This window comes from Caloramator sp. E03, assembly GCF_006016075.1.
GTDB lineage: Bacteria > Bacillota > Clostridia > Clostridiales > Caloramatoraceae > Caloramator_B.
On the sequence record NZ_CP040093.1, the window covers coordinates 2,350,852 to 2,375,303 of the forward strand.

Genomic DNA, 24,452 nt, shown 5'->3' on the forward strand with positions numbered 1-24,452 from the left:
TTTATAAAAATTGTTAATTTATCTTCATAGCATTGTAAGGGGGGATTTTTTTGCAAAAGATTAAAGAAGTTTTGAAGATTGCCCTGCCTGCTGTTGCAGAGATGATTTTGTACATGATGGTGTGGGTAGTAGATACTGCCTTTGTAGGGAATTATGGGGGAAATATTGCTGTGAGTTCAGTATCCTTCAGCTCTGAAATTATATATACGATTACAAATATATTTATATCAGTTGGTATAAGCGTTGGTGTTACTACTATGGTCGCCCAGATGATAGGAGCAGGGGAGAAGGATAAGGCTGAAAAATACATAAGCCAAGGTCTTTTAATTGGAGGAATTGTTTCAGGTATATTAGCAATTGTTCTTGGTACCTTTTCAAGGGAAATACTTTTACTTGCAGGTGCTAAAGGTGAAGTTCTTTATCATGGAAGCAGATTTATGAGAATGGTATCAATTGGAGCTTTTTTTAACATGATATGCAGCATATTAAACTCTGGACTTAGAGGGACTGGAAATACTGTAACTCCACTTATTGTATCTGTAATAATAAATATTGTAACTATATCCCTTGATTGGATACTAATATATGGAAGGCTTGGATTTAAAGAGATGGGGATAATGGGATCAGCAATTGCTACAACAGCTGCTTATATAATAGGTTTTATATTTCTTGTAATATATTATAAATATTTTTCTGATTTTAAAATTAAATTTAAATATTTAAAGGGAGTAAGCAGAGATTACATGTCTAAAATAATAAAGCTTGCAATTCCCTCTGGAATGCAAGAGGCTGCTTTTAATATAAGTAGACTTGTCTCACTTGCCTTTATAATGCACATTGGAACCCTTGCCTTTGCTGCAAATACTATTACAACAACAATAGAATCAATATCATTTATGCCAGGATGGGGATTTGCTGTTGCAGCAACTGCTCTTGTAGGGCAAAGGATAGGTGCTAAGGACTATAAAAATGCAAGGGAATATGCTTATATATCTATGTTTTTTGGAACAGGTATAATGCTTTTGTGTTCCATTTTATTTTTAACAATACCTGGTTTATTGATTAGAATATTTATTAAGGAAAAAGAAACTATAATTCTTGGAAGTATGTGCCTTATGGTAGCTTCAATTGAACAGCCTTTTATGGGTATATCTATGATATTAGGTGGTGCAATGAAGGGGGCTGGGGATACTAAAACCCCTTTTAAAATATCTTTAATATCAAGCTGGATAATAAGAATTCCTCTTATGTATGTTGTAATATTTATACTAAAGCTAAATGTAGTCTATGTTTGGGTTGTAACAGCGATTCAATGGATTTTTGATGGGCTGATGATACTTTATTTTTTTAATCGAAAAAGCAGTTTGTGGAATATAATAGCAGAGCATTAGGCTCTGCTATTACTATTTATAATAATCAAAGCATTCCTCATCATATCGAGTCCTTCAGCATCTATTTTATCAAATATTTTAATTGATCTTGTAAATTCTTTGTAGGATTGCTTATAAAATCCATTATTATAATATAGTTTTGCAAGCAATAAAAGTACCTCATCGCTTTCAATTAAGTTTAACATTTCAAGTGTCTTTTCAAATTCATCAAATCGTTGGAGTTTTAATAGAACAGATAAAAGTTCGAATATGGGGTTTAAATAGCTTTTTGATACTTCTCTATCACTGCATATAATATCACATTTTTTGTTTAAAATAAGATTGAGGAAAGTTTTATATACGACTATTTTATTTCCATCATCAAATTCTTCAACTTTTTTTAATGCCCTCAGTGCAGCATCTATATTTCCAGTTAGTGCATCACATAGTATTATATAGTACAAGCTGTTTTTAAAATTCTCATTTGATTTTATTATTTTAAAGCATTTCTTTGCATCATAGAATTTTTTTTGATAGAAAAGACACAGACCTTTGTAATAGTTTATGCTCTCTTCATATTCTGTAAATTCTTCAGCCTTTAAGATGTATTCCAGTGCAATGTTATATTTGCCCTTTGAAAAGAATATATCGCAAAGGGTTATATAGGATATTCCATCAAACTTTCCATCAAAGAAGCTCTCAAGTGTAGATTTTATCTCAAAGCTATCCTTTTTCTGTTCAAATAGTATGTCAGCAATCCTATAAAATGCATCCATAAAGTTGGGGCGGATTTTTAATGTTTCAATACAGCATTTATAGGCCTCATCATAGTCTCCATTTAAATAATATATTGTTGAAAGAAGGAAGTATGGTCTAAAGGTTCCAACACCAAGGAGACAATTTAAATATGAAGGAGCTTCTCCCATTTCTATACATTTATTTAATGATTTTATTGCAAGAGTATATTTTTGAAGTTTAAAATAGGTTGTTGCCTTTAAAAATTCAAGATCTGTAAAATTAGGATATAGCCTTAAGCCACTTTCAATTATCCAAAGCTCCTTTTCGTATATTCCAAGCTGTTCATAACAGCTTGCCATTCTGATTAAAAGCTTTGGAGTGTAACCAAGGTTTGGGTTAAAGCTCTTATAGCTTTCTTCATAATATTCTAAAGCCTTTTTATAATCTTCAAGGGCATAGTATTCAGAACCCATGTTAAATAGCATAAACCCATTATTAGGTTCTCTTTGAAGCTCTTTTTCAATTATTTCCATATTTCTTTTTCTTTTATTCTTATCTTTAACTGTTTTGTTAATATATCCATAGTGATAAAATCTTATGTTTTCAACTTTGATTGCATCTTTTCTATTTTTATCCATATCATTTGGCTTAATCTGTTCATGTATTGCCCCATAGAACTTATAACCCATTTTATTTCTAATAAGCCTTATATTAAGGTTCATTATAATATCAAGTCCGGGCTTTTCGCCGACATAGCTTAAAGTTTGAAGAAAATATGCGTTAACATTTTCGTTTTTTGTCAGGAGTATAAGTTTATCCTTATCCTTTCTTTCAAGTTCATCATCTGCATCCATAATAAGTATCCAGTCGCAACTTGCCATATCAAGGCTAAAATTCCTTGCATCGCTAAAGTTGTTATTCCATTCAAAGTTATATATTTTTGCATTGTACTTTTTGGCAATTTCAACGGTTCTGTCGGTAGAACCTGTGTCAACAATTATTATTTCATCAACTATATCGTAAACGCTGTCAAGGCATCTTTTAATGTTTTCTTCTTCATTTTTAACTATCATACATAAACTTATAGACAAGTATATCCCCCCATAAAGCTATGTACCTGCCGGATAACCGGCAGATTTTATACATGCCCATTGCAGTAGGCTTCAAAGTTTGCTGTATAGGTTCCAGTATCATAATAGAGCCTTGTATATCTTAAGAAGTATTTTGGAGCAATAACAACAGCAGATTCTGGAGGGACATCTGTTGCAACTATTTGATCGTATATAAAGTAATCATCATTGTTTGTAGGTGATATTTGAAGTCTTACTTGAATTGTGTTTAATGCATTATTTTTTACATAGTAGGAGTAGAGTGTCTGCTGTGAGCTGTCAAATAAAAGGGTAACTCCGGTACCAGCAACATCAGTAATAGTTGCATTGTTTTCAGTAAAGGAGTTTCCTGTCTTAATTACATTAACTGTTCCTCCTATAGAAACGGTATCTGTATCTGCAGACAAAGACCTTATACTAAGACTTTCAGCAACAACTGTTACCGTATTTCCAACTGTTACAGTTCCTGCAACAGTTACTGTCCCTGAAATTGCAACAGAGTCAGTAGTACCTGATAAAGCTCTAATGCTTAAACTTTCAGCAACAACGGTTACAGGACCTGAGATTGTCATACTTCCACTTACCTTTAAGTTTCCGCTTGCATCAAGTTGAAGGGATTGAAGTGAGGTACCATTGTATCCGAAGACCTGGGCTTTTAATTCCTCAGCTGTTTCGTTAAATATTATATTATTAGGCATAAAACTCACCTCTGAATTTTAAAAATCATACATTCCTGCTATATATAGTATGTTCTTTAAGTAAAAATTGTTAAAAAATGTGTTTATTAACAAAATGATGTCATATAATAAATCAGAAATAAAAGAGGTGATAATATGCCAACAAGCTATCACGGACAAATATCAACTATACTGGATATAGTTATATCATTAAGACCTAAAAGTATACTTGATGTAGGAGTTGGATTTGGTAAATATGGTGTACTTTTAAGGGAAATGTTTGATATTTCTATGGAGAGATATTCAAAGGATAAATGGGAAATAGTTATAGATGGTATTGAAGGATATTCAAATTATAAAAATCCCATTTATGAATATGTATATAACAAAGTGTATTTTGACCTTGTACAGGATATTGCTAAAAAAATTGAAAAAAATTATGAATTAATACTTATGATTGATATACTTGAGCATTTTCATAAAAAGGAAGGAGAAGAAATAATTGATGTTTTTTTAGAAAAATGTAGCAACCTTTTAATATGTGTACCATTTATACCATCACCCCAAAAATATCTTGATAATTCTCTGGAAAATCATAAAAGCCAATGGAGGGTTTCTGATTTTAAAAAGTATAAAATAAAAAAAGTTGAGGTACTTCCTATGACAGCCTTTAATTCATCAATAATTTTGCTTTTAGAAGGGAGATTAAATAATGGATGATTATGAAAAAATACGATTTAATCATTTTAATAAAAGACTAAATATTTTAGTAGAAGAATTTAATAACAAAGATATAATTATGGAGCTTAATAAAGCAATTATTGATGAGGATTTTGATAGTGTTAATATATGCAAAACAAAGATTGAAATTTTAAATATTAAATACGAACGTAAAGAAGTAGAATATATAAAGTTTAAAGATAAATTTAGTATAGCCTATCTTCTTCCACATAATTTTCAAACAGGTGGATTAAAAATATTGTTAAACCAGGCAAATTTTTTAAATAAAAGAGGGCATAAGGTAACTTTATATTCTCATCTTCCAATGATGTCGTGGTTTAAAACAGAGTGCGATTATAGGCAGGTTAAGGAAGATGTTGAACTTTATAGGGCTGTAATTCCTTGTGATATTGTAATTGCAGGGTATTATGATTTGATTGTTGATGCTTTAATGGCACCAGCACCTTTAAAATATTATATGTCTCAAGGTGATTTTTATATATTTGAATGGAATGATATTCAGCCAATAATAAGAAATACAGCCTATACAGCGTACAATTTACCTATAAGAATACTTACAGTATCAAGTATAATGCAGAAAAAAATAAAAGAACTTTTTAATAGAAAGTCTATATTGATTCCGAATGCAGTTGATGATACTGTTTTTTATCCTATTAAAAAAAGAATAGAGCCCCCTTTTAAAATATTAATTGTTGGTTCTGACAGCCTTAAATTTAAAGGACATGATGATATTATAAAGGCTTTATACGAACTAAAAGAAGAAGGATATGCTTTTAGTGTTTTATGGGCAACTCAAACTATACCATCTAAAATTTATTATGAAGGCAGGTTGAATATACAATATAGTATAAGTCCAACTGAGGATGAATTAGCAAGGCTTTATAGAGAAAGCCATATTTATATATCAGGTTCTTATTATGAAGCATTTTCCCTTCCACCACTTGAAGCAATGGCCAGTGGTTGCTGTGTTATAACCTCTGATAACGAAGGGGTGAAGGAATATGCAGTTCACAATAAAAACTGTCTTATGTATGAAAAAGGAAATATAAGGGATTTGAAAGATAAGATTAAGACGCTGATAAATTCCCCATATATAAGAAGAAAGCTCCGAATAAATGGGATGAAAACTGCTAAAAACTATACTTTTAATAGAACGATAGAACTACTTGAAAGTGAGTTTAATAGGGCAAAAAATAATATTATTTATTATTTGTAGCATGAATGGGCTTTTTTGCAGAGGTGATTTATGTGCTTTTAGGAAAGTTTATTTCAACAAAGAGTTTGATGATAAAGAGAAGTCAACCTAATAAAAATTATAAAGGTGATATAATAAAATGTGGAAGATATAATGAAGATATATGTAAAAGTTATATTTATTTTGACTTATCTTCACTTCCAGAGAATATAGATATCATCTCTGCAAAATTATATCTTAATCTTATTAATAGATTAAACCCATCATCATTATATACTATTAATATTTATCCATTATTAGATGATTTTGGGGATTTTACAACCTATAATTTTCAGCCAAATATTTTAGAAATTCCACTAAGTTATAATTTGATATATAAAAGAAAAGGGAGAATAGAAATCAATATTACAGATATAGTTTTAAGATGGAGAAATGGTTTATTAATAAATAAAGGTCTTTTAATTAAAGGAGAGGAGAGTAGATTGGATATGCTTGTTTTTGGATCTGCTTATAATAATGACTACAATAATATACCATCACTTGAAATTGCATATAGCATTCAATCTCCAACACCTCCTGGACAGAAGTTTGTAAGATATTTTGATTATGAAGAGACAATAAATTATATAAATGGTACTGTAAAATCCCAGCCCATAGATTTTAGCCATCTTATTCAGGCTACTGTGTTTGTTAATAATATAGGAAGCTATGATGTTGTGGTTACAAGTCAGTATAGTCCTAACAATGTAATATGGATTCAGGATTTTTCAAAAAAAATAGTAGCAGGAACAACTTCATATATAATACCGAAAATATATAGTAAATATTACAGGCTTTTAATTCAATCAACAGGAAACGGAATTTTAAAAGTGTATATTTCCTATATGGTTTACTTATGATATTAAACTTAATCTATAGCAACTTAATAAATGTTTGTAAAAAAAAATTTATAATAGTAAAATTAATATTAATAAAGCTTTAGTATGTAGAGGATAAATTACTATAAACTTACTATAAAAAAGATTGGAGAATGTAAGATGGATATTGATATTAAAATGCTTGATGCAAAATATTGGATTGAAAAAATTAGTGATTCTAATAAAGTTATAATGCCTTTAAATAAAATTGAGGAATTTAATGAAATGACTCAAAAAAAGGCAAAAATGATATTTGATATTAAAAATTATAAAGAGTACCTATCGAAAGAAGAACTTTTAAATATCATAGAGAATTATAAAATACCACAAATTTCTATGTATGATATAAACGGGAATAGATTGGAAAAGGATTTCTACGATAGACTTATTTATAATACAAATATTTACGGAATTAAAAATAAAAATAATATAAAGTATGGAATAGCTGTAAGAAATACGGACCTTAGAAGTTTTCCTGATGATACTCCTGTGTTTAAAACTGCTGTGGATAAAGAACTTGATAGATTTCAGGAAACAGGGTGTCAAGCCTTTGAACCACTGGTTATACTTCATGAAAGCAGTGATAGAAAGTGGTATTTTGTTATAATGTATAACTACTTTGGATGGGTAAGGGCAGAAGATATTGCAGTTGGAAAAAAGGAAGATATTTTTGATTATGTAGAAAGTAAAGACTTTATTGTAGTTACAGGAGAACATGTTCATACTGTATATAATCCTTTCGACAGGAGGATATCCAATGTTGAGTTTACAATGGGAACTAAAATTCCTATTGAAAAAGATAAACCTTTATCATTAGATAATCAGTTGACTGTTGGACAATATGTTGTAAAGCTTGCTGTCAGAAATGATAAAGGATATTTTGAAATAAAAAATGCACTTATTCCTATAACAGAAGATGTGTCTTTTGGATATTTACCCTACACAAGAGAGAATATTTTAAAACAGGTATTTAAAACCCTCGGGAAAAGGTATGGATGGGGGGATAGCTTTAAAGGCAGGGATTGTTCAAGTACTATAATGTATACATACAAATGTTTTGGATTTAAACTTCCAAGAAATGCTGATGATCAAGAGAATGCACAGGGTATAGTTTGTGAATTTAATAATGAAATGTCAGTTGAAGATAGAGTAAATCTTTTTGAAAAAATAAAACCTGGAGCTGCAGTTTTTATGGATGGACATGTTATGATGTATGTTGGAATGGAAGATAAAAGACCATATATTATTCATGCATTTCATGGATATGGAGAAAAAATAGGTGATAAATATGAATTTGCTCCTGCAAATACTGTTATGGTAACATCAGCTCTTATTAAAAGAGCGGATGGAAAAACATTTATTGAAGAGTTTACAAAGGTATTGGATTTTGAAGAATAAAATTTTTTACAAATTGGTAAGAGAATCTTTAAATTAGTTTATTTAGAAAATGTTGTATAAAAGACAAAAAAATGATATATTATCTTTAGGGATGAAGCTCCCTGTGAATTGCTGGTAACAGCTGATGGCTTCTACGTTAATGTAGGAGTTATCAGCTGTTTTATTTTTATTATGTTAAGGAGGAGGTTTTAATGTTATTTTGCAGCATTTTATTTAAAAAGTTTGAGGATATTGATATAAAAAAGGAAGAGCCTTCTTATTTTAAGGATTTAAATCTTGATAAGATAGTAAATACGATAACTTTAGGAAAAAATGATTATAACTTAGCCCCATTTTTTTATAGCCCTTTAAAAAGTGTGGAGGAAGTCAATTACAGGCATGAAATAATGAAGGATTTAGAAAAGGAAGAGCTTTTTAATAGCATAAAATCCTTTGCACAGAATATGTGCATGATGAGGGAGTATTTAAAAAAAGCAGATAAAATGATTTATAAATATCAAAAGGAAAGATGGTTTTTAGATGGGGTTGAAATATATTGTGATGCAGTTAATATTCTTGTAAAAGATCTTAATTCTATTTGTTTAAAATCCAATGGGCTTATAGCTTTTCGTGATTATATAAATTCCTATATTAAATCAAATAGTTTTGTTGTTCTTTTAAATGAAACAAAGAAATTAAAGAAGGATTTATCAGAAGTAAAATATTGTGTTCATATTAAGGGAAGTAAAGTAAGAGTTAAAAAATATGAAAATGAAAAGGATTATTGTGAAGAGGTAGATAAGACTTTTGAAAAATTTAAAAAAGGTGTAGTTAAAGATTATAGAGTAGAATTTAATGACTATATAGAAATGAATCATGTTGAAGCTATGATATTGGATTTAGTAGCTAAGCTTTACGAGGATTTATTTTTAAACCTTGATTATTTCTGTGAGAAAAATATTAATTATTTAGATAAAACAATAGAAGCTTTTGATAGAGAAATACAATTTTATATATCCTATATAGAATATATGAAAATATTTATACAGAATGGACTTTCTTTTTGTTATCCTGATGTAAATATATCAAAGAACATTTATGCTTATGATGCCTTTGACATTGCTCTTGCAACAAAGCTTATAAATGAAAAATCAGATATAGTATGTAATGATTTTTATCTTAAAGATAAGGAACGTATATTTGTAGTTACAGGTCCTAATCAAGGAGGAAAGACAACTTTTGCACGTATGTTTGGGCAACTTCACTATATTGCAAGCTTAGGACTTCCTGTCCCAGGCAGAGATGCAAAGCTGTTTTTATATGATAAACTTTTTACTCATTTTGAAAAGGAAGAGGATATTAACAATAATAATGGCAAACTTCAAGATGAGCTAATAAGGATACATGATATACTAAACGAAGCTACACATAATAGCATTGTAATTCTTAATGAAATATTTGCTTCAACAACATTAAAAGATGCTATCTTTTTAGGAAAAGAAATAATGAGGAGAATATCCCAGCTTGATTTATTATGTGTCTGTGTAACTTTTATATATGAATTAACATCTTTTAATGAAAAAACGGTAAGCCTTGTTAGTACTGTTGAGCCTAATGACCCCAATGTAAGAACCTTTAAGATTTTAAGAAAGAATGCCGATGGGCTTTCTTATGCTGTATCTATTGCTGAAAAATATAGGTTAACTTATGATTGGGTAAAGGAGAGAATTAAATAATGAAAGCTCTTTTGATGTATAAAGATAAGGATTTTGATATAAATAAAAAACTACCATTTTATTCAGAAGAACTTATAAAGGATTTAAATTTGAATGTATTGTTTTATTCTATGTCTATGGGTGATGAGTTTTTACTTGAAGTATCTAAAAAAGCTTTGCTTTTAAGTATTAATGATTTGGATACGATAATCTACAGGCAAAACATTTTAAAAGATTGTATTAATAATTCATCAATTGTTAGAAACTTGTATAACATTGCCTGTGAAGCTATAACAAATAAAAGAAAATATTATTTTGGATTTTTCACACGATATCCTGCTGCTATATTAGATAGTTCAATAGATGTTCTTGAAATGTTTGTAGAAATGCTAAAAAAAATAAAAAAGATTTCAGAGGATAATTCTTACAATTTTAAATCAGAAGGATTTAAGAATTTTTTTAAAATGATAGATAGGGAACTTGATAATGAATATTTTATGAAGGTTGAAAGTTGCTTAAAAGAGTTAAGGCTAAATGAGGGTGCTTTGATTAGTATGGAATTGGGTAAAGGGAATAAAGGTATTAATTATATGCTTTGTAAGCCTCAAAATGAAAAGAAAAGTTTTATTGAGAAGATTTTTTACAATAGAACAACTTCTTTTACTTTTTATATAGATGATCGTGATGAAAGTGGTGCAAGAATGCTCTCGGAAATAAGGGATAGGGGAATTAACGAGGTAGCAAATATAATTGCAAAATCAGCTGAACATATTTTGAGCTTTTTTACCATGTTAAAAACGGAGTTAGCCTTTTATATATCTTGTTTAAACCTATATAATAAGCTTTTAGAGTTAGGTGTTAAAACAACTTTTCCAGTTCCATTAAAGTCAAGTACAAGAAAACATTCTTTTACTGGTTTGTATGATGTATGTCTTGCTCTTGAAATAGGAAATGTTGTTGGAAATGATTTGAATTCTGAAAATAAAGATCTTTATATAATAACAGGTGCAAACCAAGGAGGAAAGTCAACTTATTTAAGGAGTATAGGTATATCTCAAATTATGATGCAATGTGGTATGTTTGTTGGAGCAGAATATTATAGTGCCAATATATGTGAAGGAATATTTACTCATTATAAGAGGGAAGAAGATAATAGCATGAGAAGTGGAAAACTTGATGAAGAATTAAAAAGGATGAGCGATATCATTGATAATATTAAACCTAATTCTATTATACTTTTTAATGAATCTTTTTCAGCAACTAATGAAAGGGAAGGTTCTCAGATTGCAAAAGACATCGTTATGGCGTTGTTGGAAAAAAATATTAAAGTTTTCTTTGTTACTCATTTTTTTGAACTTGCCTATGGATTTTATGAAAAGAAGCTGAAAAATGCAGTTTTTCTGAGGGCTGAAAGGCAAAACGATGGAAAAAGAACTTTTAAGATAATTGAAGCACAGCCTCTGCAAACGAGCTTTGGAGAAGACCTATATAAAAAAATATTTGAAAATCAATAGCAAACAGAAATAGTCATCCATTTAAAAAATGATGTATTTTTATACTCCAATTAGAAATAATAAAACTGATATGAGTATTATTAAAAAGGAGGATTATTATGGCAAAGAAGATGAAAACGATGGATGGTAACGAAGCTGCTGCACGTGCATCCTATGCCTTTACAGAGGTTGCAGCAATATATCCAATAACTCCATCCTCGCCTATGGCTGAAAATGTTGATGAATGGTCTGCCCATGGGCAAAAAAACATTTTTGGGCAAAGCGTGAAAGTAGTTGAAATGCAGTCAGAGGCTGGGGCTGCTGGTGCGATGCATGGATCACTTCAGGCTGGTGCCTTAACTACTACATATACGGCATCTCAAGGGCTACTTCTTATGATTCCTAATCTTTATAAAATGGCGGGGGAACTTTTGCCTGGTGTTTTACATGTAAGTGCAAGGGCAGTTGCAACCCATGCACTATCTATTTTTGGAGATCATCAGGATGTTATGGCATGTAGACAGACAGGTGTTGCACTCCTTGCATCATCAAGTGTTCAAGAGGCCTTTGACATGGGGTGTATTGCACACCTTAGTGCAATAAAATCAAGAGTCCCATTTATCCATTTTTTTGATGGCTTTAGGACATCCCATGAGTACCAAAAGATTGAAATAGTTGATAATGAGGATCTATCAGGTATACTTGATTATAACGCTGTTCTTGAATTTAGAAATAGAGCTTTAAGCCCTGAACATCCAGTAACAAGAGGTACAGCGCAAAATCCGGATATATATTTTCAGGGAAGAGAGGCATCAAATAAATTCTATAATGCAGTGCCAGACATTGTTGAACACTATATGAGAGAATTTGAAAAAATAAGTGGACATTCTTATCATCCATTTGATTATTATGGGCATAGTGAAGCTGAATATGTAATAGTTGCTATGGGTTCTGTTTGTGATACTATAGATGAAGTTGTAGATTACCTTACAGCAAAGGGAGAAAAGGTTGGTTCAATTAAGGTTCACTTGTATAGACCTTTTAGTTGTGAATATTTCTTCAAGGTTTTACCAAAGACTGTTAAAAAGATTGCAGTCCTTGATAGAACAAAGGAGCCAGGTTCCATTGGAGAGCCTCTATATCTTGATGTTGTTAAGCTTTTCTATAATAAGGACAATAAGCCAGTAATTATTGGAGGACGTTATGGGCTTGGCTCAAAGGATACAAGGCCATCACAAATTCTATCTGTTTTTGAAAATTTAAAGAGTAGCAATCCTAAAGATGGTTTTACTATTGGAATTAAAGACGATGTTACCAATACATCTCTTGATGAAGGGCAGATTATAGATACAACACCACAAGGAACAATAAGCTGTAAGTTCTGGGGACTTGGTTCCGATGGAACTGTTGGTGCTAATAAGAGTGCCGTTAAAATAATTGGTGACAATACAAACCTTTATGCTCAGGCATATTTTTCTTATGATAGTAAAAAATCTGGTGGAACTACAGTATCCCATTTAAGGTTTGGTAAAAAGCCTATTAAATCACCTTATCTTGTATATGATGCTGATTATATTGCATGCCATAATGTATCCTTTATATATCATTATGAGATATTAAAGGGCCTTAAAAAGGGAGGTACCTTTGTACTTAACTGCCCATTTAGGGTAGAAGAGCTTGATGAAAAACTGCCGGCTTCAATAAAAAGGTATATTGCCACAAATAATATCAACTTTTATATAATAGATGCAGTGTCGATAGCAAGGGAAATAGGACTTGGAAATAGAATAAATATGATAATGCAATCTGCATTCTTTAAGCTTGCAAACGTAATACCAGTTGAAGATGCGGTAAAATACCTTAAAGATTCAATAAGCAAAACCTATGGCAAAAAAGGTCAGAAGATAGTTGATATGAACTGTGAAGCAGTTGATAAAGGAATAGAAGCTCTTGTAAAAGTTAACGTACCTAACCATTGGGCAGAGGCTAAAGAAGAAGAAAAGCCCATTGAAAATGTTCCAGATTTTATAAAAAATATACAAATACCAATGGCAAAACTTGAAGGAGATAATCTTCCTGTTAGTGCATTTAACGGCATTGAAGACGGTACTTTCCCAAACGGTACGGCAGCTTATGAAAAGCGTGGCATAGCTGTCATGATACCTGAGTGGCAAATGGATAAGTGTATTCAGTGTAATCAATGTGCTTATGTTTGCCCTCATGCTACTATAAGGCCAATTCTTTTAGATGAAGAGGAGATGAAGACAAAACCACAGACCTTTGAAACAAAACCTGCAGTTGGGAAAGGACTTGAAGGATTACATTACAGGATACAGGTAAGCCCTCTTGACTGTACAGGTTGTGGGAGCTGTGCAGATGTTTGTCCGGCACCAGGAAAAGCTATTGTAATGAAAATGGCAGAGGAGCAGATTAAGGCACAATCTGAAAATTGGGAGTTTGCAGCAAAGGTAAAGCCTAAAGATGATAAGGTTGATAAATATACTGTAAAGGGAAGCCAGTTTGCAAAGCCTCTCTTTGAATTTAATGGTGCATGTCCGGGCTGTGGAGAAACTCCTTATGTAAAACTTATAACCCAGCTTTTTGGAGATAGAATGATGATTGCAAATGCAACAGGGTGTTCTTCTATATATAGTGGTAGTGCTCCTTCAACTCCATATACTGTAAACTTTGAAGGAAAAGGACCAGCCTGGGCAAACTCGCTCTTTGAAGATAATGCAGAGTTTGGGCTTGGAATGTGGCTTGGAGTAAAGCAAATAAGAGAGCATATTGCAAATATTATAAGAAAGTGCCTTGATGCTCCAATTAGCGATAATTTAAAGGAAGCCTTTAAAATGTGGCTTGAAGTTAAAGATGATGGCGAAAAATCTAAAGAGGCTGCAGCAAGGATAATAAAGGAACTTGAAAAACACAATTATTCTGGAAAGGATAGTCTTAAGGAAATAATTGAGAAAAAGGATTTTCTTGTAAAACGTTCACAGTGGATTATAGGTGGAGATGGATGGGCTTATGATATAGGCTTTGGAGGACTTGATCATGTTTTGGCTTCAGGAGAGGATGTAAATATTTTAGTTTTAGATACTGAAGTTTATTCAAATACAGGAGGGCAGTCCTCTAAAGCAACTCCAACCGGTGCTATTGCAAAATTTGCAGCATCAGGTAAAAAGATTAAAAAGAAGGATCTTGGCTTTATGGCAATGAGCTATGGCTATGTATATGTTGCTCAAATTGCATTAGGTGCTAATATGAATCAGGCTATAAAAGCAATAGTAGAAGCGGAAAATTATAAAGGACCGTCCCTTATAATAGCTTATTCTCCATGTATAAATCATGGAATAAAAACAGGGATGGGAACGAGCATAGCAGAGCAAAAGAAAGCAGTTGCAGCAGGATATTGGCACCTTTACAGATACAATCCTATGCTAAAATATGAAGGTAAAAATCCATTCATACTTGATTCTAAAGAACCTACAGAATCATTTAGAGATTTTATAGAAGGTGAAATAAGATATTCTTCTTTAAAGAACGTATTCCCAGAGATTGCAGAGAGGCTGTTTAAAGCTGCTGAAGAAGATGCAAGGGAAAGGTTTGAAACATATAAGCGCTTTGCAGAGCAAAAATATTAATTTTAAAAAGGGCTATGGAGTTTTTCTTCATAGCTCTTTAATTTGCTTATATAAAAAATTATAATAAAGTAGTATTAAACATGAAATTAAAAGAGGAGTGAAAAAATGATAATAAAATTTAAAGATGATTATCCTAAAATACATAGCAGTTGCTTCATTGCAGAAAATAGTACAATAATTGGAAAGGTAAAAATAGACGAGGGCAGCAGTATATTTTTTAACGTTGTATTAAGAGGAGATGTAGAGGAAATAGCTATAGGAAAATATACAAACATACAGGATAATTGCACAGTACATACAGATATAAATTATCCAGCTAAAATAGGAGATGAAGTAACAGTGGGACACAATTGTATAATACATGGTTGTAATATTGGAAATAATTGTATCATAGGAATGGGAAGTATTATTTTAAATGGTGCTGAAATAGGGGAAAATTGCATTATTGGTGCAGGAAGCCTTGTTACTCAAAATTATAAAATACCTCCTAATACCTTATGCTTTGGTTCACCGGCAAAGATTATTAGAGAGCTTACGAAAGATGAAATATATCAAATAAAAAAATATGCAATGCACTATGTTGAAACTGCAAAAATATATAAATAAGGAAAGCCTGTGTTTTAAAGCACAGGCTTTAAAAATTATTTTTCGTTTGTTTCTACCCATTCTTTAGCTTCAGATACATTAAGTTCATCGGGTATTGAAACATTTGAAATAGGTTTAACACCAGAGACATTTGCCCAAGCTGCGGTTGTATGCTTTTCTATTGGCTGAACTTTAAAACGTTTTTCATTTTTTGCCATAAGCATTCCTCCAATCCTAAACATATAAATCATTATTAGAGTAACCCATATTATTTTTTTTATAACTTCAGTAACAAATAATATTTAAAATTAACTAAAAAACATTGATTATTAATCTTTATTTTTTAATTACAAATAATAAGTAACTGTCCGTGGGTGTTGACTTAAAAATAAGATTATAATTGAAGATTCATAATCTTTTATGATAGTATATAATAAAATACAAAATCTGGAGGATAATATGTTTAGAGAATTAAGACGTAAAGATAGAAAGATGGAAGAAAATGAAAGCAAAATAATTTTAAGTGAAGGAATTTTTGGAGTCCTTTCAACTATAGGAGAAGATGGATATCCCTATGGAGTACCTGTAAACTATGTATATAAAGAGGGCAATATTTTTTTTCATAGTGCTGTTGAAGGAAAAAAGATAGATAATTTTAAATTTAATAATAAAGTTTCTTTCTGTGTTGTAGGCAAGGCAGATATAATTTCAAAAAAATTCAGCATGGCTTATGAAAGCGTAATTGTATTTGGAAGAGTAAAAGAATTAGAAGAAAAAGAAAAGGAAGAAGCACTTTTTGAACTTATAAAGAAATACTGCAATGATTATATAAATGAGGGAGCTGAGTATATAGAAAAAGCAAAGAATAAGACTAAGGTATTTAAAATAGAAATAGAGCATATATCAGGAAAAAAAAGAAAAGCATAATTTAAAGTTATTAGATTTTTGTTGTATGATTAGATTGCAGGCAGATCCTTTTTGTGATAGAAACTTTGAAAAAATTCATAAAGGATTTTGAAAAGGCATCTTTCATAAGATTTAGCGACTTTTGCTTTTAAACTTTTGAAAACAAAAAAAGCAAAAGTTGCATAGCCAAATGAGTAAGTTTAAGAGGAATCCTTTACGGGACTTAATAATAGCCTAAAGCTTATATTTTGGCAACTTTTAATATCATCTTTTTAAACAAAAACCAACAGTAATATTATAAAATATCTATTATTTTCTTTTTACTAAAAAGGCATTAGGGAGAAGCCTTCCTACCTTTGAAGGTGAGGAACATTTTGTAATTATTTTGCCATCATAAGCCATAATCGATGAAGAACCGCCATCACAAGCCCCAGCAGTAACTGCACCATAAGACATCATAACGTTAGCACAGTCTTCCATAGTTGCGCCAAGGCTATAGCCTGGCTGCCTTCCATCTATTACAAGAAACATTACAACTCCATCTTTTCTTTGACCGACTATGGTTCTTGGCTGAAGTCCCCAGCCTGCAGAACCTTTTATTACCATTTCACCATTAACTATTAATGCAGGAGAAAATTGTGCACCATCACGAATGTTATATTTATCCCAATCTTCAATTCCTCCTACTATTAATCTGTTATCCTTATCAAAAGCTACAACTCCATAGACGTTTGTATACTCTCCCCAGCTTTCACCATTAGAATAGGTAAGGCCAACAATGCTGCCACCACTACCTTTTCCATTTGGATCATTAAAACCACTGGCATTTATTCCAAGCACAGCATTGTACATATCTAAAAAATCAAGTATATATCTTCCTGATTTACCTTTTCTATCAGTTGTTCCAATAAAAACCCTTGATGGATCATCAATAAGTGCAATTTTACCTTGAAAAGTTGTTCCTTTAACTTTTGAAATTATGATTCCTTGCTCAATATCATTTACTACTATCTCATTTCCTGCATAATCTAAATCTCCAACCTTAAGATTACTTTGCTTTAATATGTCATTTGTAGTTTCCTTATTATTTATCTTTGTAACGGATACTATTTTATTGTTTGTAACTTTATTATTCATAACTTTTCTTATTATTGTATCAGGAAAAAACAAAGTGGCAAGCCACTTGTGGTCAGCAGTAGTCATAGCGGTTTCTATATATATATTTCTTAATTTAGAGATATAAGGAATATCTAAAAATACAATACTAATATAGCAAGAAAACAAAAGTATAAGTAAAAGAAAAAGTTTTGTTATTTTCTTTTTTCTTCTTTTTTTTCTTTTTTCAATCTCAAGTAACCTTTTTTGCTTTCGCGTTAAAATAACAGATTGTGTATTATTCATATTATTAAAAGATGTATCTAACATTTTAATCACCCATAGAAATTAATACTCATGTTTAATATTTTATTTTAATGTACAAGCTATATCAATAATAAAATAAAAAAATTTATAATTTATTATATAAATGATTTGAATTTATTGATATCAAAGAAAAAGCTTTAATAAACATTATTTCCCAGACTGTTTTTTAATAAATTATTATTGATTTCTTAAAAAATAAATTGTATAATGATAAAAACGAAAATTGGTGATAGAGGTGCGGTATTTAAGAGTACTGTAGCTAAGGCAAGCACGATGAGGCTTCAGGAAAGGAAATATCGCCGAAGCATACAGCTGATGCTTTAAGGCTGTATAGCTGGTTCTGCATAGAATATATGCAGGACTGTCACAAATTTTATTTGTGGAGAGCTATCATTCAAAAAGGCATGCATTAGTGTGTTTGTGCCCTTGAGTGATTCTCAGGGCTTTTTTGTTTTGATGGTCTCTCCTCCGTAATTTAAATTATTTTTATTTAAGGGGGAGAAAAATGAAAAGAAAAAACAAAGTTCTCATCTTTACAGTCTTATTTTTAATTTTATCTGTGACTTTAGCCTTTGCAGAGGGCAATCCTGCTGCTGAAAATGCACAAAAGTTTGGAGCATTAACGCTTCTTCCACCTCTTATTTCAATAGTACTTGCTTTTATAACTAAAAACGTTGTTTTATCTCTTACAATAGGTGTACTTTCTGGAACGTTTTTATTAAATATAAGCGGGAATAATGTATTTAATGCACTCTTCCAGGCTTTTTTAATGTTTGTTGGAAGGATTCTTTCAAGCCTTGCTGATCCATGGAATGCAGGTATAATACTTCAATGTCTTGCAATTGGAGGGCTTATAGCTTTAGTATCTAAAATGGGAGGAGCAAGGGCAATTGCTGAAAGCCTTGCTAAAAAAGCCAAAACACCAACGAGTGCACAGCTTATAACATGGCTTTTAGGTATACTTGTTTTCTTTGATGATTATGCTAATTCTCTTATTGTTGGTCCTATTATGAGACCTGTTACAGATAAACTTAAAATTTCAAGAGAAAAACTTGCATTCATAGTTGATGCAACAGCAGCACCTATTGCTGGTATTGCTCTTATATCTACTTGGGTAGGATATGAGATAAGCTTAATTAAAGATGCTTATGCAGGAATTGGCCAAGATGTAAATGCTTATGGTATATTTGTTTCAACAATTCCTTACAGATTTTATAATATTTTAATACTAATGTTTATTGCTTTTACAGCTCTCTTTTTAAGGGAATTTGGGCCTATGCTTAAAGCTGAGAGAAGAGCAAGACTTGAGGGAAAGGTTTTGTCAGATGATGCAAAGCCAATGGTATCAGCTGAAGCTACAGGTCTTGAACCAAAGGAAGGAATAAAGCTTAGTGTATGGAATGCGATTATTCCAATAGGTGTTCTAATTATAGGTGCCTTTGCAGGATTTTATTACAATGGATATAATGCGATAATGGCAGGAGAAGATAAGGAGCTTATAAATCTATTGACAACAGCTCCAACATCCTTTAACGCTATAAGAGAAGCCTTTGGTGCATCAGATGCCAGTGTTGTTCTCTTCCAGTCTGCACTGTTTGCCTGCATAGTTGCAATGATTATGGGAATATCTAAGAAGATGTTTACTTTAAATGAAGCAATAGACACATGGATTCAGGGTATGAAATCCCTTATCATAACAGGGGTTATACTTCTTCTTGCATGGTCACTTAGCGGAGTTATAAAGGAACTTGGAACAGCAAGATTCTTAACTTCAATATTATCTGATGCTATTCCAAAGTTCTCACTTCCAGCGATTATATTTATAATGGGCTCTATAATATCCTTTGCAACAGGCACTTCATACGGAACGATGGGAATATTAATGCCCCTTGCAATACCCCTTGCCCATGCTATATCCCCTGACCAGTCTTATGTTGTAATGTGTGCCGGGGCAGTTTTGACCGGGGCAATATTCGGTGATCACTGCTCACCTATATCCGATACAACAATACTATCGTCAATGGGTTCAGCCTGCGACCACATGGATCATACTAAAACCCAGCTTTGGTATTCAATAGCAGTAGCAATTGTAACAGTACTATTTGGATATATACCAGTAGGACTTGGAATTCCTGTTTATGTCGTTTTACCTTTTTCAATTGCTATAACAGGTCTTTTGGTATACTTTGTTGGAAAACCAGTTGAAGAGGATGTTTTAGAAAAGGTTATAGAAGCACCTGTTGAGGAATAAAAAAAGCCCAGTAGGGCTTTTTTTATTCCTCATTTTAAAAGTTTAATATAAAATTTTGCCAAATAATGTCGTATTGTAGTATAATATTTTTTTGTTAGTCTTAAAAAGGTGGTGTATAAATTGTAATAAAAAAGTATCTAATCGAACAAATTAAATATTGCAGAAAATTAGATAGAATGGAGTGATATTTTGAGCTTTACACAGATTGTAACAATTGCAGTGTTTATAATTACATTTATATTTATAGTAAGCGAAAAAATAAATAGAACTGTTGCAGCTATGATAGGGGCAATGTTTCTTCTTATAATAAGATTAATAAATGAAAAAAATGCAGTTAGTTTTATAGATTATACAACCGTTGGGGTACTTGTAGGAATGATGATAGTTGTAGGAATAATAAAAAGGACAGGGCTATTCCAATACATAGCAATTAAAACGGCAAAAATTGCAAAGGGAGAGCCTATGAGGATAATAATTCTCTTTGGAGTTATGACAGGATTATTATCAGCATTTTTAGATAACGTTACCACAATACTTCTTATGATTCCAATAACTCTTGTTATTTCAAAACTTCTTAAAATCACTCCAATACCATTTATAATGTCTGAAGTTTTAGCATCTAATATTGGAGGTACTGGAACTTTAATTGGAGACCCTCCTAATATAATGATTGGTTCTGAGGCAGGCCTTAGTTTTCTAAATTTTATAACAAATCTTTTTCCTGTAACTTTTATTATTCTTCTGCTTAGTGTTATAATTATAAGAAGGATATATAAAAATGAACTTATAGTGGATGATAAACTAAAAAAACAGATTATGGAGCTTGACGAATTAAAGGCTATTACAGATAAAAAGCTTTTATATAAAAGCCTTATTGTTTTAGGCTTTATAATACTTGGATTTTTTATGCATGAGCATTTAAAATATGAATCTTCAACTGTTGCTCTAACTGGTGCTGCTGTACTACTTTTAATAAGCGGAATTGAAGTTGATGAAATATTAGTTGAAATAGAATGGCCTACTATATTTTTCTTCATATCCCTTTTTATAATAGTAGGAACTCTTGAAGAGGTTGGAATAATAGATATACTTGCAAAGGCAGTTGTAAACTTAACAAAGGGTAATTTAACTTTAACGGGAATAATAATACTTTGGTCCTCTGCGATTCTTTCAGCCTTTCTTGACAACATACCCTTTGTTGCAACTATGATTCCTCTTATAAAAGGTCTTGGGGCAATATCCCATATAAATATAACTCCGCTGTGGTGGGCATTATCCCTTGGAGCATGTCTTGGAGGCAACGGAACCTTAATTGGTGCTTCAGCAAATGTTGTAACAGTTGGGGTTATGGAAAAAGAGGGTTATAAAATAACCTTTAAAGATTTTATGAAAATAGGTTTTCCAATAATGATATTTTCTATAATAATATCAACTATTTATTTATTAATCTTTCAATTAAGATAGGGAGGGGTTGAATTATGAAAGATATTGATGTAAAAGAAACTATGCATGAGATGATGCTGAGGCAGATGGGGGCTGAAGTTACATGCTTTTTAGGAAAGCAATGCTTTGTAAAGTTTAATAAAGATGGATATGAAATAACTTATACATATAATATAAACCTTAAGAATAAATACTTCCTTCAAAGAATAAAACCCTATCCAATGAGTGCTGGTGTATTTGAAAATTTAAAAGATGTTGTAGAAATGATTAAGATTGATGTTGAACAATTTGAGAATGTAATTAAAAGTGGGAAATTTGATAAGTTTTTAGATATAAATATAAAAATACTTGAGGCGGCAAGAAATTTAGAGGATTTATTTTTATACTATAAAGTTGATGAAAATGTTTTTGATGATTTACTTAAGCAAATAGATATAGTTAAAAAGAAGATATCTGATAATGCAATCCCAGATAAAAGAGTATATTTTAAAAAAGATCCTGAAAGCTTATAAAATAGCCCTGCAAAGTTTTGCAGGGCTATTTTATATCAACCATTGTCCATGCAGTATTATCAAGAATTTCTCCTTTAAATGAAGTATTTACATTAATAAAAATATGTTTAAATTCGTTAATGATATTTTTACTTATAACTATGTGAATTAAATGACCTTTTTTAGTAAAAGATATTCCATTAGTATTTACTATGGACAATTTAGATTTTGTTTTTAATATCATCCTATTATTGTATATAGAAATGTTCAGCCTTTTAACTTCGTTGTTAAAAAAGAATATATTGAAATTATAAGTTATATATCTGTTTATGTTTCTGGTTGTTTCTAAAAATATATGAAGGTTATCTTGATTTGATATTTCGGCATATACTCCTTTTATATCAGAGCTTTTGCTTATATTGAGCTTAATTTCATCCTGTGTAGGGTCATATATTATTTTATTATTTTTGTTCGGAATAATTTTAGAATCATCATTTTCAAATGTAACCATATCTTTATTATCAAGCTCCCCAAAAAGTTCGTTTTTCCTTATAAAAGCATTCATCAAAGGAGCAAGTGCTTTTATTTGTGTTTTATATGAATGAATAATTTTCTCTTTTAATTCTATTTCATCATTATTTAAACTTAGCTTATACCAAATTGTGCCTGTATTGATGAGTTTAGCTGGAGGTATAAGGTTTATTGAAGTATCCTTTTTTAAAGGAGCTGGCCAATCTCCTCTATGAACAAGGTATAAAATCTCCTTGGCATTATATTTTAAATCAGTGAGTGCGTATTTTACAAAGCAGTAGGTTGCCCAGTGATCAGGGTGCCGGTCATTGGCATGAGGAAATACTATATAGTCAGGTTTATAATCCTGTATAATCTCTTCAATATCTTTTGCTAAATCTTCTCCACAGTAAATTGCTGATTTATTATAGCAGTTAGAGTATGGGGATTTGTTGCAGTGAGTATAGGGACTTGTATAAGGGTTTTTATTATCCCAGTTGTTCATCCATAGATTGTCAATTCCCCCATCAGGATACCCCAAAAAAATAATGTCATTTTGGCTAACTCCAACAATACCCAATGCTTTGATGCTTTCTTTTTGCCTTTCATATCCAAATTTTATATAGTCTAATGGTTTAATTCGAATTTTTAGATTGTTAATTATAGCTGCTTTTTTAAATCCATCTCCGTTAGTTATAAATACAACATTGACTTTTCCATGCTCCATAATTGCTTTTTTAATAAGCATACACGCACCAAGAGATTCGTCATCATTATGAGGTGCTATAATTAACAACTTTTTGTTATTGAAGTTTATATTAAGCTCGTTTAAATTAACTTTTGCAAAATAATTTGAAATAAATTCCCTTGATAAAAATAAAATGCAAAATGTGATTATAAGTAACGTTATATATGAGATGAATTTCTTTAAGCTTATCTTCATTCAAATCACCAGTAGCATAAAATAGAATTTCTTAATATATAGTTATTATAACATTATATATTTAAGTATTTTTTGATAAATATTGAATTTATTTAAAATAATTCTAAATAGCTATACTTTAGAGAGTTAACTTCTATTTTGCAATAAAGAGCATATATTAATATGTAAGGGGGGATGGGATGAGAAGAGTGGCTTTGCTTTTTGTAATAATAAGTATGTGTATACTTGTTGCAATTGGCGGGACATTTACTTTTTTAGAAAGCAATAGTGTATTAAAACAAAAAAGAAGTATTGAAGTACTAAAACCAGTAAAAAATATTAGCTTGCTTATAGATGAGTATACAGGTAAAATATATGTACTATATGATAATAAAATTACTAAGTCATATATAATAAAAGATTGCATGGCATACTCTTCATTTCCCGAAGGAAACTGGGCTGTTAACGGTAAATATGTTTGGAATCACAGTTTTGGCATAATAATTAATACAGGTTGGGGATATTACATCATACATGGAGAAAATCATGCATTTAAAATAAATAATAATGCAATATTAGGTTGTATAAAGCTTTTAAACAAAGATATGCTTGAAATTTATAAAGACGTACAGTATGGTACACAGATAAGAATTGAAAAATATAATAAAATATTTAATAAATATAAAGTTTTGAAAGTTGGAGATATAGGTTGGGAAGTTTTTGAAATTCAAAACAAGTTAAAAAAATTAGGATACTATAGTGGATATCCTAATGGAATTTATGATAATAATTTGAAAGCTTCAGTGAATAATTATCAAAAAAATAATGGATTAGAAGTAAAAAGTTGTTTTGGATATGATTTTTATAATAATTTAGATGAAAAATTCATATTAAATCCATAGAATTTAAAAAGGATTTATATACTGCTTATTAAAGTAAATAAATT

19 protein-coding genes and 2 riboswitches are annotated in these 24,452 nt (G+C 30.7%); of the genes, 14 read left to right on the forward strand and 5 right to left on the reverse strand.

What is annotated here, in order from left to right:
* The first annotated feature begins 50 nt into the window (after nucleotides 1-50).
* Nucleotides 51-1,391, forward strand: a complete 1,341-nt coding sequence (locus tag FDN13_RS11300; protein ID WP_371414822.1) for an MATE family efflux transporter — start codon at nucleotides 51-53, stop codon at nucleotides 1,389-1,391.
* On the opposite strand, the gene FDN13_RS11305 is transcribed toward FDN13_RS11300, so the two are convergent.
* The gene (locus FDN13_RS11305; RefSeq protein ID WP_138980483.1) at nucleotides 1,388-3,199 is read right to left on the reverse strand and encodes a TPR domain-containing glycosyltransferase; all 1,812 of its coding nucleotides are present in this window, start codon (nucleotides 3,197-3,199) and stop codon (nucleotides 1,388-1,390) included. The two genes, FDN13_RS11300 and FDN13_RS11305, sit on opposite strands and share 4 nt — an antisense overlap.
* 47 nt (nucleotides 3,200-3,246) lie before the next feature.
* The gene (locus FDN13_RS11310; protein WP_138980484.1) at nucleotides 3,247-3,915 is read right to left on the reverse strand and encodes a DUF6385 domain-containing protein; all 669 of its coding nucleotides are present in this window, start codon (nucleotides 3,913-3,915) and stop codon (nucleotides 3,247-3,249) included.
* 135 nt (nucleotides 3,916-4,050) lie between these two features.
* Between FDN13_RS11310 and FDN13_RS11315 the strand changes: the two genes are divergently transcribed.
* From FDN13_RS11315 to FDN13_RS11350, 8 genes are all read left to right on the forward strand, one after another.
* Nucleotides 4,051-4,614, forward strand: a complete 564-nt coding sequence (locus tag FDN13_RS11315; RefSeq protein WP_138980485.1) for a hypothetical protein — start codon at nucleotides 4,051-4,053, stop codon at nucleotides 4,612-4,614.
* Nucleotides 4,607-5,851: a glycosyltransferase family 4 protein gene (locus FDN13_RS11320; RefSeq protein WP_138980486.1), complete on the forward strand. Its 1,245-nt coding sequence runs from the start codon at nucleotides 4,607-4,609 to the stop codon at nucleotides 5,849-5,851. Before FDN13_RS11315 ends, FDN13_RS11320 begins: the two co-directional genes overlap by 8 nt.
* Before the next feature lie 32 nt (nucleotides 5,852-5,883).
* Nucleotides 5,884-6,729 carry a DNRLRE domain-containing protein gene (locus FDN13_RS11325; protein ID WP_168190154.1) on the forward strand — a complete coding sequence of 282 codons (846 nt, stop codon included), beginning with the start codon at nucleotides 5,884-5,886 and terminating at the stop codon, nucleotides 6,727-6,729.
* A 138-nt stretch (nucleotides 6,730-6,867) separates the two neighbouring features.
* Nucleotides 6,868-8,145 (forward strand): SH3 domain-containing protein, encoded by a 1,278-nt coding sequence (locus FDN13_RS11330; RefSeq protein ID WP_138980488.1) that lies wholly within the window; start codon nucleotides 6,868-6,870, stop codon nucleotides 8,143-8,145.
* Nucleotides 8,146-8,223: 78 nt separating this feature from the next.
* A riboswitch (Fluoride riboswitch) is annotated at nucleotides 8,224-8,286 on the forward strand.
* 50 nt (nucleotides 8,287-8,336) lie between these two features.
* A complete protein-coding gene (locus tag FDN13_RS11335) occupies nucleotides 8,337-9,860 on the forward strand; it encodes a MutS-related protein (RefSeq protein ID WP_138980489.1) in 1,524 nt (507 codons plus the stop codon).
* A complete protein-coding gene (locus FDN13_RS11340) occupies nucleotides 9,860-11,353 on the forward strand; it encodes a MutS-related protein (protein ID WP_138980490.1) in 1,494 nt (497 codons plus the stop codon). The genes FDN13_RS11335 and FDN13_RS11340 overlap by 1 nt, the downstream gene beginning before the upstream one ends.
* Nucleotides 11,354-11,451: 98 nt before the next feature.
* The gene (gene nifJ / locus FDN13_RS11345) at nucleotides 11,452-14,976 is read left to right on the forward strand and encodes a pyruvate:ferredoxin (flavodoxin) oxidoreductase (RefSeq protein WP_138980491.1); all 3,525 of its coding nucleotides are present in this window, start codon (nucleotides 11,452-11,454) and stop codon (nucleotides 14,974-14,976) included.
* Nucleotides 14,977-15,081: 105 nt separating this feature from the next.
* Nucleotides 15,082-15,582 (forward strand): gamma carbonic anhydrase family protein, encoded by a 501-nt coding sequence (locus FDN13_RS11350; protein WP_138980492.1) that lies wholly within the window; start codon nucleotides 15,082-15,084, stop codon nucleotides 15,580-15,582.
* 35 nt (nucleotides 15,583-15,617) lie between these two features.
* On the opposite strand, the gene FDN13_RS11355 is transcribed toward FDN13_RS11350, so the two are convergent.
* Nucleotides 15,618-15,779, reverse strand: a complete 162-nt coding sequence (locus tag FDN13_RS11355) for a CDIF630_02480 family spore surface protein (RefSeq protein ID WP_138981089.1) — start codon at nucleotides 15,777-15,779, stop codon at nucleotides 15,618-15,620.
* A gap of 241 nt (nucleotides 15,780-16,020) precedes the next feature.
* On the opposite strand from FDN13_RS11355, the gene FDN13_RS11360 reads away from it, so the two are divergent.
* Complete coding sequence (locus FDN13_RS11360; protein WP_138980493.1) at nucleotides 16,021-16,488, forward strand: pyridoxamine 5'-phosphate oxidase family protein; 468 nt, start codon at nucleotides 16,021-16,023, stop codon at nucleotides 16,486-16,488.
* A gap of 288 nt (nucleotides 16,489-16,776) precedes the next feature.
* Here FDN13_RS11360 and FDN13_RS11365 read toward each other — a convergent pair whose 3' ends face one another.
* Nucleotides 16,777-17,892 carry a phosphodiester glycosidase family protein gene (locus tag FDN13_RS11365; protein ID WP_138980494.1) on the reverse strand — a complete coding sequence of 372 codons (1,116 nt, stop codon included), beginning with the start codon at nucleotides 17,890-17,892 and terminating at the stop codon, nucleotides 16,777-16,779.
* A 219-nt stretch (nucleotides 17,893-18,111) separates the two neighbouring features.
* A riboswitch (Lysine riboswitch) is annotated at nucleotides 18,112-18,287 on the forward strand.
* Between the two features lie 107 nt (nucleotides 18,288-18,394).
* Here FDN13_RS11365 and FDN13_RS11370 point away from each other — a divergent pair.
* From FDN13_RS11370 to FDN13_RS11380, 3 genes are all read left to right on the forward strand, one after another.
* Nucleotides 18,395-20,140: a Na+/H+ antiporter NhaC family protein gene (locus FDN13_RS11370; RefSeq protein ID WP_138980495.1), complete on the forward strand. Its 1,746-nt coding sequence runs from the start codon at nucleotides 18,395-18,397 to the stop codon at nucleotides 20,138-20,140.
* A 189-nt stretch (nucleotides 20,141-20,329) separates the two neighbouring features.
* Nucleotides 20,330-21,604 carry an ArsB/NhaD family transporter gene (locus FDN13_RS11375; RefSeq protein ID WP_138980496.1) on the forward strand — a complete coding sequence of 425 codons (1,275 nt, stop codon included), beginning with the start codon at nucleotides 20,330-20,332 and terminating at the stop codon, nucleotides 21,602-21,604.
* Nucleotides 21,605-21,618: 14 nt separating this feature from the next.
* The gene (locus FDN13_RS11380; RefSeq protein WP_138980497.1) at nucleotides 21,619-22,095 is read left to right on the forward strand and encodes a hypothetical protein; all 477 of its coding nucleotides are present in this window, start codon (nucleotides 21,619-21,621) and stop codon (nucleotides 22,093-22,095) included.
* Nucleotides 22,096-22,120: 25 nt separating this feature from the next.
* On the opposite strand, the gene FDN13_RS11385 is transcribed toward FDN13_RS11380, so the two are convergent.
* Nucleotides 22,121-23,527, reverse strand: a complete 1,407-nt coding sequence (locus FDN13_RS11385; protein WP_138980498.1) for a PIG-L deacetylase family protein — start codon at nucleotides 23,525-23,527, stop codon at nucleotides 22,121-22,123.
* A gap of 179 nt (nucleotides 23,528-23,706) precedes the next feature.
* On the opposite strand from FDN13_RS11385, the gene FDN13_RS11390 reads away from it, so the two are divergent.
* Nucleotides 23,707-24,408 carry a peptidoglycan-binding protein gene (locus tag FDN13_RS11390; RefSeq protein WP_138980499.1) on the forward strand — a complete coding sequence of 234 codons (702 nt, stop codon included), beginning with the start codon at nucleotides 23,707-23,709 and terminating at the stop codon, nucleotides 24,406-24,408.
* Nucleotides 24,409-24,452: the final 44 nt, after the last annotated feature.